This window comes from Claveliimonas bilis (assembly GCF_020892095.1).
Lineage (GTDB): Bacteria > Bacillota > Clostridia > Lachnospirales > Lachnospiraceae > Claveliimonas > Claveliimonas bilis.
In genome coordinates this window covers 2,028,634-2,043,299 of record NZ_AP024845.1, presented here as the reverse complement: position 1 = coordinate 2,043,299, position 14,666 = coordinate 2,028,634, and the positions used below count along the sequence as shown (strand labels likewise).

Here is a 14,666-nt window from a genome sequence, read left to right as displayed (position 1 = left end):
GCCTTATACAAAAATCCGCCTATCCAGGAACTGGATTAGACGGATTCTTCTATCTGTCTCTTTTCATTTTATCAGACAAATTAACTTTTTGTAATATTTTTCCAGAAAAAATTTGTTTTTCATCACTTTTGCCTATAAATCAGCATGCTTCCTTTTGTGCAATTTCACTACTCGGTCCGGGAATCTGCGCCAAAATGATTGCCACAAACATTAAGACGCATCCCATACTTTCTCTGACAGATAACTGTTCTCCAAGGATTACCCATCCTGCCAGTACTGAGATACAGGATTCCAGACTTAAGATCAAAGACGCAATGGTCGGATTCATATTTTTCTGTCCTATGATCTGAAGTGTATAGGCGACTCCGCTGGAGAGAACTCCTGCATACAAAAGCGGGATCCAGCTTTTTACAATTCCATCTGCCGTAGTTGTCTCCCAAAACATCATTGGTATCAGAGAGAGAACACCTGCCACAAAAAACTGAATACAGGACATCTTCACCCCATCTGTCTTCGGCGCAAAATGATCGATCACCAGAATATGCAGAGAAAATAGAAGTGCTCCAATGAACACGTATATATCACCTTTTCCTATAGAAAAGGACTCTGTAATGCACAGAAAATACAGCCCCGCCAGAGCGATAGCCACTGCCAGCCATACTTTCCATCCGGTTTTCTGTTTCAGAAAAATTCCAAGTACCGGAACCAATACAATATAGAAAGCAGTGATAAATCCGGCCTTTCCGGCTGTCGTATACTGAAGTCCAAGCTGCTGCATGCTGCTTGCCGCAAACAAGATCACGCCGCAGCTTAATCCCCCGGCGATCAGATCCTTTCTCTTGCCGCTGTTTTCCACATTCCCCTTTTCTCTTTTATTTAATTTTCCTAAAAGATAAATGCAAGGAAGAAGGGCAATTCCTCCGATGAATGATCGGATTCCGTTAAATCCAAAGGGCCCCAGATAATCCATACCTACACTCTGCGCTACAAAAGCTGTTCCCCAGATAAAGGCTGTCAGAAACAGCATACATGCATTTTTCTTTCTCATTCTCTTATCATTCCTTTTTCTTGACTTATTTCTCGCTTGTATATCTGTCCAAAAGAACACGATGCAGTACATTAGTATATCATATTCATGAAATTTTTCAAATGGTGTATAATAATGGAAAAGCTTTACACTCTTCATAAAACATGGCCGGAGGCAATCATGAAAAAATATCACTCTTTTTTCTTTCTATGGGGCATAATTATGCTGGTATCGGAAATCTGGAAGCAATATACACTTACTTTTGTGCTTGGACAGGGACACTATAATCTCTGGTATCTTCCCTTCCAGCTGTGCAGTATTCCGATGTATGTCTGTCTCCTTATACCATGGGTAAAAAACCCCCGCCTTTTGGGGATCCTGGCAGCTTTCCTGACAGACTATGGCCTTCTGGGAGGTATTTTTGCCTTCTTTGACACAAGTGGAATGCACTACGGATACGCTCCTTTGACTGTGCATTCCTATCTGTGGCATATTGTCCTGATTTTTATCGGCCTGACTGCCGCCTGCATTTTTCCTTCTTCATCCAAATGGTCCTGTTTTCTGGGAAGCACCGCTTTGTTTCTCGTCTGCTGCCTTATTGCGCTTATACTGGATCTTACCCTGGATTCCTATGGCACCATCAATATGTTTTATATCAATCCGGACTATCCTATGGCACAGAAAGTATTTTCTTCCATTGCCCTCGCAATTGGAAATACCCCGGGTATTTTAGTCTATATTGGAAGTATTATCTCCGGCGCTGCCCTCTTTCATATCATATGGCGGCAGGCTGCATCCCGTCTGATCGGACCGGAATCATAATTTTGACAACGTAGGTGTCACCCTCGCCTCCTGCAAGATAACTGATCATATCATAGGCATACCCATCTCCGCAGATTTCCAGATTTTCTTTTTTGATAAAATCTATCAGGCATTTCAGCCCCTTCCCAAAAGTGGAGTAATCTCCTTTATGATTGACCTGGGCATAATAGCCTGCCGGTTTCATTCGAATATCTTCTTCGCATGAGCCCGGATTACTTTCTTTTCTTCTCTCATCTGTTCCTCTCCATTTCGTACCTTCTGAGATTTTACTGAAATATCCGTTTTCCTCCTCACAGCCGGCCAGAAGATTGGATCTTGAGATAATCGATCCAAAAACTGCCCTGTTTTTCAGACCATACCGCTCGCATTTTTTCATGTGCTCTCCCATTCTCCTGGCTACACTGTGTATATATTCCCCTTCCGGCGGGATGATCGAAGTAACCAAAAGCAATTCCTCTTCCTCATATTTCAGTTCCGGCTGATCATAGACATCATCCAGCGCATTTTCCGTCATTTTTATTGTATCAGAAAGAAAGCGGCTGATCTCTTCCAATTCCTCTTTTTTTCTTTCTATCTCCTCCTGCTTTTTCCGGAAGATCTCCAGAAAATGCGCCGTATCATAGTGGCTGAAATACCATTTGATATCATTTAAACTGCTGCCGGTATATTTCATCATTCGGATCAGATCATAATCAAAAAACTGTGCCGGTGTGTAATATCTGTATCGGTTTTCTCCGAGCCATGCCGGTTTTAAAATTCCTATCTCATCATAGTGGAATAGTGTCTCTTTCGTCGTTCCGCACAATTCCGCGAACTCTCCGCTTGTGAGAAAATACTCTTTTTTCATACTCTTCTCCTTGACTATAGTCTTACCCTATAGTTTACTATGTCCTGCGAAGGAGGACAATATCCATATGAGCAATACAACAACTTTATATAAAGAACAAAACCGGATCTTTCAGGAAATGGCTCCCTTAAAACTTTTTCTGCGCTGTGCCCTGCCTAATATGATCAGCATGGCAGTTGTTTCACTTTATACCATCGCTGACGGTGTCTTTGTCGGGCATTATATCGGAGCCGAAGCCCTGGCTGCTATCAATCTTGTCATGCCTTTGATCATGATGAGCTTTGCTCTGTCAGATATGGTTGCTGTCGGCTCTTCCGTTCAAATCGCCATATGGCTTGGAAAAGGAGATGAAAAAATGGCAGGAAGCATCTTCTCTTCTTCCTGTCTTTTAATTTTGCTTTCTGCTGTTGTAATGGGCGCTGCTGCATACGCCTTCGCCTGGCCTCTTGTCCGCTTTCTGGGGGCATCCGGTGAGGTAGCTGTCCTGGCTGTCCGGTATATGCGGGTCTATGCAGCATTTTCCATATTCATCATGCACTTTTTTGCTGTAGATAACTATCTTCGCATATGCGGCAAAGTCCACTACAGTATGGCAATGAACGTTGGTATGTCCTTGGCTAATATCTTTTTGGACTGGATTTTTATCGGCATTATGGGATGGGGGATTGAAGCTGCTGCCCTGGCTTCCTGCCTGAGCCTGATGGCTGGAAATCTGATCTGTTTTTATCCGTTCTTCCGGGGAAAATTGCTTTTACGTTTTACTAAAAAGTTGATTCCCCTGAAAATGACCGGCAATATCATTGCGAATGGAAGTTCCGAATTTTTCAACAACATTTCCGGCTCAGTCTGTATGATGATCTTCAATGCAGCGCTTTTATCTTTTGGAGGCTATCTGGCTGTTGCCGCTTTCAGTATTATCATGTATGTAGACAGTGTGGTGAAAGCCCTGATGTTTGGCATGGCTGATTCTCTGCAGCCGGCTATCAGCTACAATTTCGGCGCCGGAAATCCTTCCCGCGTACGAGCGATCGAGAGAATCGGGCAAGCTGCCGCTTTCCTTTTATCCTTAGCTGTATTTCTTCTGATGCAGACTTTAGGCGAAACGCTTATTTCTCTGTTCAGCAGTGAAAATGCAGACCTGATGGCTATGAGCATCCACGGAATGCGGATTTTTGCTTTTTCCTATTTATTCAGCTGGTGTTCCATCCTGTCCGGCTCCTTTTTTACTGCTCTGAACCGTCCGGTATTTTCCCTTATCACTGCTTCCTGCAACACTTTTATCTTCCCGGTTGTATTCCTGCTGCTTTTATCCGGATTGCTGGAACTGGACGGCATATGGCTCTCTTCACCTGCCGCTTCTGCCACAGCTTTTCTTCTTGCACTGATCTTCCTTAAAAATACTTATGACCGGCTGAATGTCAGATCATCCTGACATTCCCGGCATATCATAACAAGCGTTGACTGCGTCCGGCATTTTTATCTGCCAAAGTCTTGATTTTCCCTCCCGGAGTGTTATACTTTCTGTATGGGGTATTAGCGCAGTTGGGAGCGCGCAACATTCGCATTGTTGAGGCCACGGGTTCGAATCCCGTATACTCCATTTCTATTTTTCATCAGTTAAGGAGGTATCGGCGATGGAAAAAAAGAATATGCCGGGCGCATCCCAGGCACCCAAATCACTTGCAACAACAAAAGATACTACAATGGCTATTGAGACAAGAGCCGGTGTATTGAAAGATGCAGAGTCGGAAATACCAAAGTTCAAAGCCAATGTATATCTTCAATATCTGGGAAAAGAGTTCAGTACAAAAGAAATCCTGGTAAAAGCAAAAAACACCTGGATGAAAGAATCCGGAAAAGGTCCGGAAGATATAAAGAGTATCAATATCTATGTAAAGCCGGAAGAATTTGCAGCATATTATGTCATTAATGATGACGCAACCGGAAAAATTGACCTGTAAATATATTTCTACAGCAAAATTTTTCTTATTTTCCAAAAACAAAACACGCCTCTGCTCTGTCAGAAAAAGACAGATGCAGAGGCTTTTCTTTTCCAATTTATTCGGTATCCCCGGATGCCTCCTCCAAAAGCCGTGCATCCAGCGCTTCTTTCACATCCGCCAGAGTCATGGACTTCAGTTCCTGTTCCATGACATCCTGCACCTTTTTCAGACGATCATCCAGAAGAAAATGGATATTCCGGCCCACCGGGCACTTTGGATTCGGATTTTCATGAAAGTGAAACAGCGAGTTCTCCTCCACGCAGTCTACTGCCCGGTATATATCAAGGAAGGTAATGTCCTCCAGGGGTTTTGCGATACTTGTCCCTCCCGGTCCTCTTTTTACTTCGATCAGTCCCGCTGTTTTCAGCTGTGACAGCAGCTTACGGATAATAACCGGATTGACCTGTATACTCCCCGCCAGAAACTCGCTGGTGATCTTGAATTGCCCCTGAAAGGTATCTATGCAGGCGAGCATATGTACAGCAATTGTAAATCTGCTGGATATCTGCATCTTTTTCCGCTCCCTTCCCTGACACCGGCAGGCTGAAAACACTGCCTGTTTTGTTGTTCTTTTTGTCCGGTATCAGTTGCCATTTAGTATATGCTCCATTCTGCACAGTGTCAACTGCCTTTCGGCATTCCTTCCGTTTCCTTTTCTTAATCTGAAAGCCCCTTACTCACAATTGCCTTCGCCGGACAGTTCACATAGCAGTTGCCGCATTCATCGCAGCGGTTTCCCATGATCCGATACGGCGAACCGGGAACAATGGCATCAAAGGTACAGACTGTTTTACATTTTCCACATCCGATACATTGATCTGTGATCTTAAGTCCGGGAGGCACGATTTCCATACCGCCATAGGAAAATCTCTCTCTTTCCAGCTTATGATCCCGGTGTTCTTTTGCATAATCAAAATCATAGTACTCTCCCTTTGCACGGTAAAGAACAAAAATCCTGGTTGCGGGATATTTTTTCACATCATAGACAGCCACATTAAAGTCTCTGTTATGTTCCGCCTTCTTCTCCATCTCTTCCATGGAAAGCTCCCGGATGTCCCCTCCTATCCTGATGGTATATCCCGGATGGAAGGAAGGCAGGTTCTGCTCATTGTGCATCAGTGCGATTTTCATAAGGCTCATCCTTTCCTCCTTCTTCCGATCATTCTTCTGCTAATATTCAGAAAAACAGCTTTTCTAATGTGACAAGCACGCCGTCCTCCTCATTGGAGGGACAGATATGCTTTGCCGCGCGTTTTACGTCCGGCGCCGCATTTTCCATTGCATAGCTGTAACCGCAGTATTGGAGCATTTCAATATCGTTGCCTCCATCTCCGAACGCCGCACACTGTTCCGGTGAAATTCCCCACCGCTTTACAAGCCTTTTCAGTCCCGACGCCTTGTGACAGCCCGGGAGGATCACATCAATGGAGCCATGTCCGCTTGTTGTGGGCTCCGCCTTTCCCGCAAGCCTTTCCCTAAAAATATCATAATAATAATATGTTTTCTCATCCGGGACAGTAGGGGCAAATTTCAGGATCTGATCTTTCACCTTTTTAAAATCATCCGTCCATTTTAGTCTGTGATAATAGATTTTCGTTTTCTCAAAAAACTCCCCGTCTACTTCCCCTCTCTGGCAATATGCGCTCTCCAGCCCGCACATTACATTCTGTATCTCCGGATATTCCCTGCAAAGGTCAATAATCTCATTCACTGTCTCATCCGGCATTTCCGCCGCAAAAACCAGTTCTGTCCGGTCTTTGACAAAAGCGCCGTTTTCCGCTACAAAAGACAGCTCATCGTAATATCCCGGAAAAAGGTCCCGAAGCTGATAATATTGATTTCCGCTTGCCACTACAAAACGGCAGCCCGCCTCATTCATGCGGGACAAGATCCTGCGGAACCGAGGTTTATCATATGTATAATCGGCGTGGACAAAGGTTCCGTCTATGTCCACTGCCACCATTTTAATGTCCTGACTCATTGTTCTCCTTTCCACAGAAGCGCTTCCTGTTCCAGCTTCTTTACAAACTCTTCCTTTCCATCGCAATACCCTTCTATATCATAAGGGTAAACTTTCGCCAGCTCTGTTTTGAGACAGCCATATTGTTCCGCTGCCTCCCGGTGGGTCCTAAGATAATCTCTCACTGCAAGATGACGGGTGATATCTGCTTTGTTTTTTTCTTCAAAAATGTGTACCTGATGCGTCCTCTCATCTTGGCCTTTGCGCAGATACCTCCTTCCCCTGATGCCAAACTCTCCCAGATATTCATACCCTTCCTTTTCAAATTCAGAGGCCTTTTGATCTGTCTTTTCAAGGCTTCTTACTACAGGCATAATATCAATAATCGGCTTTGCAGCCAATCCCGGCACTGCCGTACTTCCGATATGGTAAATCGCAACGCAGTTCTCTCCCAAAATAGCTTTGATCTTCTCTGACTCTTTTTCATATTCTGCCGGCCACCTGGAATCGTAGTCTGTGACAATAATATGCTGTGCCATGCCCTCTCTCCTTCCGGAAACTTTTAGAATCTATTTTTCAAAGTATAAATCCTTTTATACTGACAGGCAGGAGTGACTTAGGATGTAAAATTCTTCCTGGCATGGAAGCACTTTCTTTTCCATTTTCTCCAGACTGTCATCATAGTCTTTTGCTTCCTTTTCATCAACCTGCATTACAGGGCTGTCGTAATACATCCATTTCCTTCCATCTAAAGTATTTTCCCTCAGCTCCTTTGCCAGCATAGCGGTCGGATAAGAACCATCCGGCAGGCAGATGTGATATCTGCTGCTGCTTTTAAATCCCCGGCTCACGTAATTTCCGGGATCGCCAAATATCACTACTACATCATAGCCCATCTGCCTTGCTTTCTGAAAGGAATGTTCCATGAGTTGTTTTCCATATCCCATCCTCTGATATTCAGGCAGAATGCTGACGGGACCGAATGTCAGGATTGCTTTTTCTTCCCCGGCTTCATCCACCAGTTTCGCCTTTGTATACATGATATTTCCGATCACCTTGCCATCCAGCTCAATAACAAAGTCCAGCTCCTTTATAAAATCTTCGTGGTCCCTCATAATATGGACCAGATAATGTTCCATACATCCCGGGACATAAATATTGTAGAAAGCTTTTCTTGTAATCTCCTCTACTGTCTTGTAATCCTTTTCTGTTTCATTACGAATCACTATCATTTTTTACCGTTCTCCTGTTCTGCATATATTTATATATTGATATCCTGATAGAACTGTCCGTATCCGGCATTTTCCATCAACTGCTTCATACCATCCAGCGCCTCTTCCCTGGAATAATTGTGAAGCTGTAAAAATTCCTCTTCTTTTTCACTTACATACTGATAAAAAACCGCTGCTACTCTCACGCTGTTTCTATCCGAATAGTCTATTCCATCCAGCAGGATATTTTCCGCTTCGTTTACGTTTCCTTCATCCACCATTTCCATATAATCCGGCAGCTTCATTCCGGATACTTCCGTCTTGTTCTGCTTTTCCTCTTCCACAGAAATGTATGACTTTCCCAGCATCAAAGAAAACAGCACTCTCACCATTTCCTTGATCAGCCGCATAATATAGTCTTTTTCGTCCTCGAAATTCATCTTTACTCCCTCTCTTTTACCACAACATGAATGGAATCTCCGTCCTTTTTCCCAAGCTTTGTCCGGATCGCTTTCAGAACTCCGATGATATAACACACATTTCCATCAGCATCCTTCACTCCCATATTGAAAATGCTTCCGTTGTAGGGAATCCCGTCAAACTCTGCATGGACTTTGACTCTGCCCCTGCCGAAGACTTCCTTAATGTTCCAGGGGAAGATCACGTAGGCTCCTCCTTTTTCCGGAATTTCATGGATGATCTCATCATATTCAAATACTTTTTCCATATACTCTTCTCCGCTTTCCTTCTCTTTTCGCCGTCCCAGCTCCAACCCTCCGGGTTCTCGCTGTCGGGCTTTCGCCTCTTCTTCGCCGTCCTGCCCTTTTCGCCGTCCCAGCTCCAACCCTCCGGGTTCTCGCTGTCGGGCTTTCGCCCTATAGAAATACAAAATGCCCAAATTGCCTGCAAGCGGCATTTTGGTCTTTTGTATTTCTGCACGGCTCATTGCCTACGCCATATTATACCATACTCTTATCTCTAGTAACTCCTGGCTTTTTCTTTTGAAATATTTTTTCTGTCTTGGCAAACCTGTAAAATAGCAATTTTTTCAAAATAACAATTGACAAAATACTCCCGGCTGTGATATAAATATCTAGTGACCGATTTAGGTCGGGAACAGGTACAGGGGATTGGTCAAATGGTATGACAGGAGTCTCCAAAACTCTTAGCGGGAGTTCGATTCTCTCATCCCCTGCTAAAAACCGCTGAATTTCAGCGGTTTTTTTCATGTCCGGAATGAACTGGAACACAAGGTAGAACACAATTAGAAAAGAGCCTTTTTCATGCTGTATCAGATAGCTGAAAGGGCTCTTTCTATTTCCTCAATCTTATGTTTTTCACTTTGATTATTGCGAAAATAATACTTCCTGGTTGTCGATATATCCGCATGCCCCATCTGATGAGCAACAAGCGTCTCCGAAACCTGATTGTCAAGAAGAGTCGTTCCGTATGTCTTTCGGATTTTGTGCATTGGTCTAAAAGGAATTTCCAGGTTTTCACAAGTCCGTCTCAATGCTCTGCTAAATCCTTGAATTTTAATCCTTTTCCCATTTTCCTCAAAAAGAAACTCTTTTGGATCAGCATTCAATTCTTGAATACGCCGTAAAATCTGTACCGCAAAGCTGTTAACAATAATCTTTCTATTTCCTGCTTCAGATTTTGCGAACTCTTGAACCCGCACAACGTTTTTTCTCTTTCCCGGTTCTTTTTCCTCGTTATAATGCACTTCCGTCCGACACACATGAATTGTACCGCTGTTTTCTTTCAGACGTATATCCTCCGGCTTTAAAGCCGCAAGCTCTCCGACTCTAAGCCCGGTCACAAACACCAGAAGTATTCCCAGATACCTCAAAGAGTCCTTTTTGAGAAGGTACTCCTTAATAATAGGGATTTCTTCTTCACTGTAAACTTCTTCAGCATCCGTTTTCTTTTCCCGTATGGTAAAAATATTCTTAGAAAGGTCTAATTCATCGAAAAACACAGAGATAATCACATCTGTCAATTTTTTCTTTCGAGCATGCCGGAAAATTCCCTTTATAAGAATTTTCAAACCGTTATAAGTCTTTTTTGTCAGCTTATGCTTTTTGATATTTCCCTTGATAAACATTTCCAGGTCTATCTCTGTAATATCAGCTATATATTTCATACAGATTTCATTATCATCCGGGAAAAATCTTCTAAAATCATTTTCATATCTGGTTCTTGTCTGCTCACTGATTTCTCCATACTTAAATTTTAACGTCAACCAGTCATGGAAAATATCAGAAATCCAAGGTTGCTCTTCAATCGCACGATAATGCTCAATGATTAATTTTTCAAGGGACGCCTTTTCCTTTCGTCTTTTCAAAACGAACCCCCTTTTTACAGAGGGTTCGTCTATATAGGTCATCCACTGATTCGCTTTTTCATCAAACCAGATTTTGTGGTTATGCTTTTCAAGATATTTTTCATTTTCTTTCTTCATTACTATTTTAAGCCCCATGCTTCACTGATAAATATTGCTGTTCACAGTGCAATTATCTGCTTTTTTCAGATTTTACAGCTTCTTTGATAGCATATGCTATAACACAGGCGAACAAAATGAACACTATATAGAGGCACATTTTCCAGTCTGTAATAATATATACTGTCAGAAATGCAAAGATTGCTGCCAAAATGCCAAAGACAACCGAAACCATATGATATTCTGCCTTTTTATCTATTTTTTCTCTTTCTTTTTGAACTGCAAATAAATAGGTATTTGATAAAATCGGTCCCTTTCCTCTTACGGTAAAAGATACATATATGAATAAAGCAATGGAAATAAGCGCTGTAATTACAGCAAAAATAATATCGCTCACTCAGTCCACCCCATTTCGTTAATCATACTTTTCAATGGCAACACTGGCAATGGCAGATTGATTCGGCTCTCCGCTGATAAGATTCTGCGGTGCCGGCACCAGCATCATAAATCCTTCTTTTCCATATCGCTGTGCATATCCTTCTGCATAGTTTTCTTCAACGGAAATGTGCTGCACCTGCCCAATGACCATAGCTGCAATTCCCGCACCGCTTAATTCCTGTATCTCTTTCAGGGTACATTCTATATTGATAAAAGCCTCCTCAATTACCGGAGCTGGAATCGTTTTTGCGTTGGAAAGAGTAAAATCCCCTGCCGCAAATTCGTCTTCTTCCATATCATTGTGGTGAATGGTTTCTACCAATTTATCGTAATAACTTATGGGGAGGAAATTAATACAAAAGCATTTCTCTCTTTGAATATTGGCATAGGTATGCGTATGCTGATACAAATTTCCCATTACAGCAAAGAACGCAGTCTTATCTCCATGGAAACAGCTCCACGAATGAAGACAGACATTGGGTTGCCCGTTTTCTTTCCATGTCGTAATGGCAAACAAAACGGTCGGTATGCCTGCCGTCACTTCAAAATGGGAAAACAGCTCAAATTCCTCCGGATACAAGGGTTTAAAATACTGCGGGAAATCTTTTCCAATCTCTATTTTCATTGACAGCACCTCCCTTAAAAGATCGTTATAGCACTCCATTCATTGATAAAATGAAAAGAATACAGGTTGCAATAATAATAGACGCCAGCAAAACCATGCCCGCATGTCTGCTTCTTATCTCTTTTTCTGAAGCAGCAACATATCCGCTTTTTCTTAAAGCAGTAATAACAGGCTTATACAGCAGAAATGTAACAGATGCATTCAGCCCTCCTTTCAACAAATTAAATGGAAGAAAGACGGGAATCAGCAATTCTGCCACAGCTTCTCTTGGATATCCCATATAAAGCGGCGTTACAAGATAGTTCCACATAAGCATAACAACAATCATCGCAAGGCAGCCGGCTCCCAGTCCAAGAACAGCCCCTGACAGCGTGTGCCTTTTTTTATAAATAACTGCTGCTGTACAGGCAAAAGAAAGCGTTTGAATAATATTCATAATGCATCCCAAAATTCCCGTATCACTTACTGTTATCATTTCAATTGACGCCACAATAACCGACACAATACAGGAAGTCATCGGCCCCCATATCAGTCCGCCCAGAGTAACGATAACATCCGATGGATCATACTTTAAGAATAGCACAACCGGGATCCTGCCTACAACCATTACAACATAAGTGACCGCACACAGCATGGCAATTGTCGTGATTTTTTTCGTTTTACTGTTCATTTTTTGTCCCTCCGTAATCTAAGTAATAAAAATAACACCCGGAAATGTCTTCCAGGTGTTACACTCCAATTAGACCACAAAGCAACAAACACTGCTGTACCTTGCAGAAATCTAATGGTATCTTCTTTCATCCAGACTATACTGTTGGTTTTGGAATCACACCAAATCATGCGATCTACGCTCGCGGACTTTACCGCCAATCGGGAATTTCACCCTGCCCCGAAGACACTTTATTCGGTTGTTGGTTTTTATTATACTCTTTTTATCATTGAATTGATACTGCTTTTTGATAAATTTTACATCTAAATCAAAAATTCCCATACCGTCAAAATGTACCATTAAAACTTATTTCTTCTCATCCAGCAGCTTAACGCCTTCCGGCGGATTTTGATCGATCGCTCCTACAATCCTGTGAGGTACATAGGGCTCTTCCAGAAAAGCAATGTCTTCATTCGTAAGTTTTACGGAAAATGCTCCGGCTGCATCGTCAAAGTGAGCCACTTTTGTCGCTCCGATGATTGGCGATGTCACACCTTTCGCCCATTCCCATGCCAGAGCGATCTGCTGCATTTTCATGCCATATTTTTCTGCCAAAGTGTGAACTCTTCGGACAATTTCCATATCCTGCTCCTGGCTTCTGTCATATTTTCCCATTGCCACCCTGTCTGTTTTACTTCGAAGGGTGTCTGTATTCCATTCCGGACGGGTCAGATGTCCGGCTGCCAACGGACTGTACGGCATAAGAGATACGTTCATCTGCCGGCAGATAGGAATAAGTTCTCTTTCATCCTCTCTGTAAAGAAGATTGTAATGATTTTCCATTGCTGAAAACTGTGCCCAGCCATGATCTCTGGCCGCCAGCTGCATATTATAAAACTGGTATCCGTACATAGCAGAAGCGCCAATAGCACGGACTTTTCCGGATACGACCAGATCGTTCAACGCCTCCATTGTTTCCTCAATCGGCGTCTCGTAATCAAATCTATGAATGATGTACAGGTCGAGATAATCTGTACCGAGACGTTTCAGGCTTCCTTCTATCTCACGATGGATCGCCTCTGCAGAAAGTCTTCCGGGATTAAAATAAACTTTAGACGCGATCACTACTTTATCTCTTGAAACATTTTTCTTAAGCGCCCTGCCAAGATATTCCTCGCTGGTTCCTTCCGAATATCCGTTTGCAGTATCAAAAAAATTAATCCCCAGATCCAGTGCGTGTTTTACAATTTCCTCTGTCGCTGCTTCGTCCACTGTCCAAGCGTGCATTGTTCCGGCCTTTCCGAAACTCATACAGCCTACACAGAGTTTTGATACTTCTATATCTGTATTCCCAAGTTTTGCATATTCCATTCTGATCTCCCCTTTTCTTTCCAAAATCTGCTGTTAATTAAACAGATCGTCCAAGCTCATAGGCTTTATCCGGATATGGACTGTGTTTCGTCATAGACACTGTTCCGCACCCATAGCCCAGCACCACTCCCTGATCATCAAGGTTCAGATAGCGGACCAGGGTTCTGTAATGGCTTTCCAGAGACTCAAATGTCCAGTCATCCGCATTCCACGCTGCCGCAAGAAGCGCTGATTTCATATGTTTTCGGTTAATACTGCTGTTAATAGCGCAGAACCGGTCAACCAGAATCTTCAACTGGGCAGACATGCCATAATAATACAGAGGCGTTACAAACACCATCATATCTGCATTCAATATCTGTTTTCTGAACTGTTCCATATCATCTTTCTGCACACAGGGTCCCTCATAACCACAGTATATACAACCTGTACACGGATGAAGATCCGCATGAGCCGCATCAATAATTTCTACAGTATGGCCTGCTTCTTCCGCTCCCCTGATAAACTGATCCGCCAGAAGATTGGATGATCCATGTTTATTCGGGCTCCCTTCCAGTACAACAATTTTCATAAAATGTGCCTCCTTCTGTTTTTCAAAATCACTTGTCTGTGATTAGCGTCGGTGTACACCAACGCTACTGAAAATTCTGCAAAAGTTTCGTGACAAAGAATTCCGTAATTTCGTAGATAGAATAGTGCACATAGTCTACATGGGCAAGCTCCATAGCCTTTTTCTGTTTGTCTGTGGCTGTCGTATAGGGATATACGCCGAACATAAACGGAAAAAACGCATAAAGAAATTCCTGGATGTCAACAGCAGTCATACGCGGGAAAAACTTTTCCAGGCAACAGATCACGGTCTGCATCGCATTGGAATATATCTTTTTGAATGCTACAAGATTCTCAATCCGGCTGTTTCCTTCCATGTCATAAAGATTCATAGACATCAGTTTCAGCATACATCCCCGCCTCTCCAGCGTATGAGCAAGTTCACCTGCAAACTCTGCGGCAGACAGGCAGCCATACCTGTCGAGAATGCCCCTTAGATCTGCCGCCCATGCTTCATGCTCCCGCCCCAAAAGAGCCAGGAAAATTTCCTCTTTCGTCTGAAAATAATTGTAAATAGACGTTCGGGTAAAAGAAGTCTTTGCTCCAATATCCCGAATTGTTATATCTTTAAAGCCCATCGTTTCATAAAGCGAAGCGCAGGCATTAATGATTTCTTCTTTTCTTGCATTCGTCAATTCTTCCGACCCTTTTGGCATAACTA

The 14,666-nt window shown here is 42.9% G+C and carries 19 protein-coding genes, 2 tRNA genes and 1 riboswitch; of the genes, 5 read left to right on the top strand and 16 right to left on the bottom strand.

Annotated features, from left to right (window positions below; translation table 11 throughout):
- Positions 1-139: 139 nt before the first annotated feature.
- Positions 140-1,048: a DMT family transporter gene (locus EUBC25_RS10025; protein WP_230105346.1), complete on the bottom strand. Its 909-nt coding sequence runs from the start codon at positions 1,046-1,048 to the stop codon at positions 140-142.
- Between the two features lie 159 nt (positions 1,049-1,207).
- Between EUBC25_RS10025 and EUBC25_RS10020 the strand changes: the two genes are divergently transcribed.
- Positions 1,208-1,849 (top strand): TMEM164 family acyltransferase, encoded by a 642-nt coding sequence (locus tag EUBC25_RS10020; RefSeq protein ID WP_230105345.1) that lies wholly within the window; start codon positions 1,208-1,210, stop codon positions 1,847-1,849.
- Here the strand turns inward: EUBC25_RS10020 and EUBC25_RS10015 are convergent.
- Complete coding sequence (locus EUBC25_RS10015; protein WP_230105344.1) at positions 1,803-2,696, bottom strand: MerR family DNA-binding transcriptional regulator; 894 nt, start codon at positions 2,694-2,696, stop codon at positions 1,803-1,805. The two genes, EUBC25_RS10020 and EUBC25_RS10015, sit on opposite strands and share 47 nt — an antisense overlap.
- 67 nt (positions 2,697-2,763) lie before the next feature.
- Between EUBC25_RS10015 and EUBC25_RS10010 the strand changes: the two genes are divergently transcribed.
- The 3 genes from EUBC25_RS10010 (at position 2,764) to EUBC25_RS10000 (ending at position 4,657) form a co-directional block, all read left to right on the top strand.
- Complete coding sequence (locus EUBC25_RS10010) at positions 2,764-4,128, top strand: MATE family efflux transporter (RefSeq protein WP_230105343.1); 1,365 nt, start codon at positions 2,764-2,766, stop codon at positions 4,126-4,128.
- A gap of 95 nt (positions 4,129-4,223) precedes the next feature.
- A tRNA-Ala gene (locus EUBC25_RS10005) sits at positions 4,224-4,296 on the top strand.
- 34 nt (positions 4,297-4,330) lie between these two features.
- Positions 4,331-4,657, top strand: coding sequence for a DUF6465 family protein (locus tag EUBC25_RS10000; RefSeq protein ID WP_230105342.1), 327 nt, complete (start codon positions 4,331-4,333; stop codon positions 4,655-4,657).
- A 97-nt stretch (positions 4,658-4,754) separates the two neighbouring features.
- Here the strand turns inward: EUBC25_RS10000 and EUBC25_RS09995 are convergent, their stop codons facing one another.
- The 7 genes from EUBC25_RS09995 to EUBC25_RS14885 form a co-directional block, all read right to left on the bottom strand.
- Positions 4,755-5,210, bottom strand: a complete 456-nt coding sequence (locus EUBC25_RS09995) for an Rrf2 family transcriptional regulator (RefSeq protein ID WP_230105341.1) — start codon at positions 5,208-5,210, stop codon at positions 4,755-4,757.
- A 146-nt stretch (positions 5,211-5,356) separates the two neighbouring features.
- Entirely contained in the window at positions 5,357-5,839 is a 483-nt protein-coding gene (locus tag EUBC25_RS09990; RefSeq protein ID WP_230105340.1) for an ATP-binding protein, read from the bottom strand.
- Positions 5,840-5,876: 37 nt separating this feature from the next.
- Complete coding sequence (locus tag EUBC25_RS09985; protein WP_230105339.1) at positions 5,877-6,695, bottom strand: Cof-type HAD-IIB family hydrolase; 819 nt, start codon at positions 6,693-6,695, stop codon at positions 5,877-5,879.
- Positions 6,677-7,198: a GrpB family protein gene (locus tag EUBC25_RS09980; RefSeq protein WP_230105338.1), complete on the bottom strand. Its 522-nt coding sequence runs from the start codon at positions 7,196-7,198 to the stop codon at positions 6,677-6,679. The genes EUBC25_RS09985 and EUBC25_RS09980 overlap by 19 nt, the downstream gene beginning before the upstream one ends.
- A 54-nt stretch (positions 7,199-7,252) precedes the next feature.
- Positions 7,253-7,891 carry a GNAT family N-acetyltransferase gene (locus tag EUBC25_RS09975; protein ID WP_230105337.1) on the bottom strand — a complete coding sequence of 213 codons (639 nt, stop codon included), beginning with the start codon at positions 7,889-7,891 and terminating at the stop codon, positions 7,253-7,255.
- Between the two features lie 29 nt (positions 7,892-7,920).
- Positions 7,921-8,310, bottom strand: a complete 390-nt coding sequence (locus EUBC25_RS09970) for a DUF6483 family protein (RefSeq protein ID WP_230105336.1) — start codon at positions 8,308-8,310, stop codon at positions 7,921-7,923.
- 2 nt (positions 8,311-8,312) lie between these two features.
- Entirely contained in the window at positions 8,313-8,816 is a 504-nt protein-coding gene (locus EUBC25_RS14885) for a DUF1905 domain-containing protein (protein WP_311135877.1), read from the bottom strand.
- 178 nt (positions 8,817-8,994) lie between these two features.
- On the opposite strand from EUBC25_RS14885, the gene EUBC25_RS09960 reads away from it, so the two are divergent.
- Positions 8,995-9,065 (top strand) — tRNA-Trp (locus tag EUBC25_RS09960).
- 96 nt (positions 9,066-9,161) lie between these two features.
- On the opposite strand, the gene EUBC25_RS09955 is transcribed toward EUBC25_RS09960, so the two are convergent.
- From EUBC25_RS09955 to EUBC25_RS09925, 7 genes are all read right to left on the bottom strand, one after another.
- Complete coding sequence (locus tag EUBC25_RS09955) at positions 9,162-10,334, bottom strand: tyrosine-type recombinase/integrase (protein ID WP_230105335.1); 1,173 nt, start codon at positions 10,332-10,334, stop codon at positions 9,162-9,164.
- 52 nt (positions 10,335-10,386) lie between these two features.
- Positions 10,387-10,710: a DUF3784 domain-containing protein gene (locus tag EUBC25_RS09950; RefSeq protein WP_230105334.1), complete on the bottom strand. Its 324-nt coding sequence runs from the start codon at positions 10,708-10,710 to the stop codon at positions 10,387-10,389.
- Between the two features lie 18 nt (positions 10,711-10,728).
- Positions 10,729-11,376, bottom strand: coding sequence for a flavin reductase family protein (locus tag EUBC25_RS09945; protein ID WP_230105333.1), 648 nt, complete (start codon positions 11,374-11,376; stop codon positions 10,729-10,731).
- A 25-nt stretch (positions 11,377-11,401) separates the two neighbouring features.
- Positions 11,402-12,046, bottom strand: coding sequence for an ECF transporter S component (locus tag EUBC25_RS09940; protein ID WP_230105332.1), 645 nt, complete (start codon positions 12,044-12,046; stop codon positions 11,402-11,404).
- 115 nt (positions 12,047-12,161) lie between these two features.
- A riboswitch (FMN riboswitch) is annotated at positions 12,162-12,277 on the bottom strand.
- Positions 12,278-12,391: 114 nt separating this feature from the next.
- Positions 12,392-13,396 carry an aldo/keto reductase gene (locus tag EUBC25_RS09935; protein ID WP_230105331.1) on the bottom strand — a complete coding sequence of 335 codons (1,005 nt, stop codon included), beginning with the start codon at positions 13,394-13,396 and terminating at the stop codon, positions 12,392-12,394.
- A 37-nt stretch (positions 13,397-13,433) separates the two neighbouring features.
- Complete coding sequence (locus EUBC25_RS09930; protein ID WP_230105330.1) at positions 13,434-13,967, bottom strand: flavodoxin family protein; 534 nt, start codon at positions 13,965-13,967, stop codon at positions 13,434-13,436.
- A gap of 64 nt (positions 13,968-14,031) precedes the next feature.
- Positions 14,032-14,661, bottom strand: a complete 630-nt coding sequence (locus tag EUBC25_RS09925; RefSeq protein WP_230105329.1) for a TetR/AcrR family transcriptional regulator — start codon at positions 14,659-14,661, stop codon at positions 14,032-14,034.
- Positions 14,662-14,666: the final 5 nt, after the last annotated feature.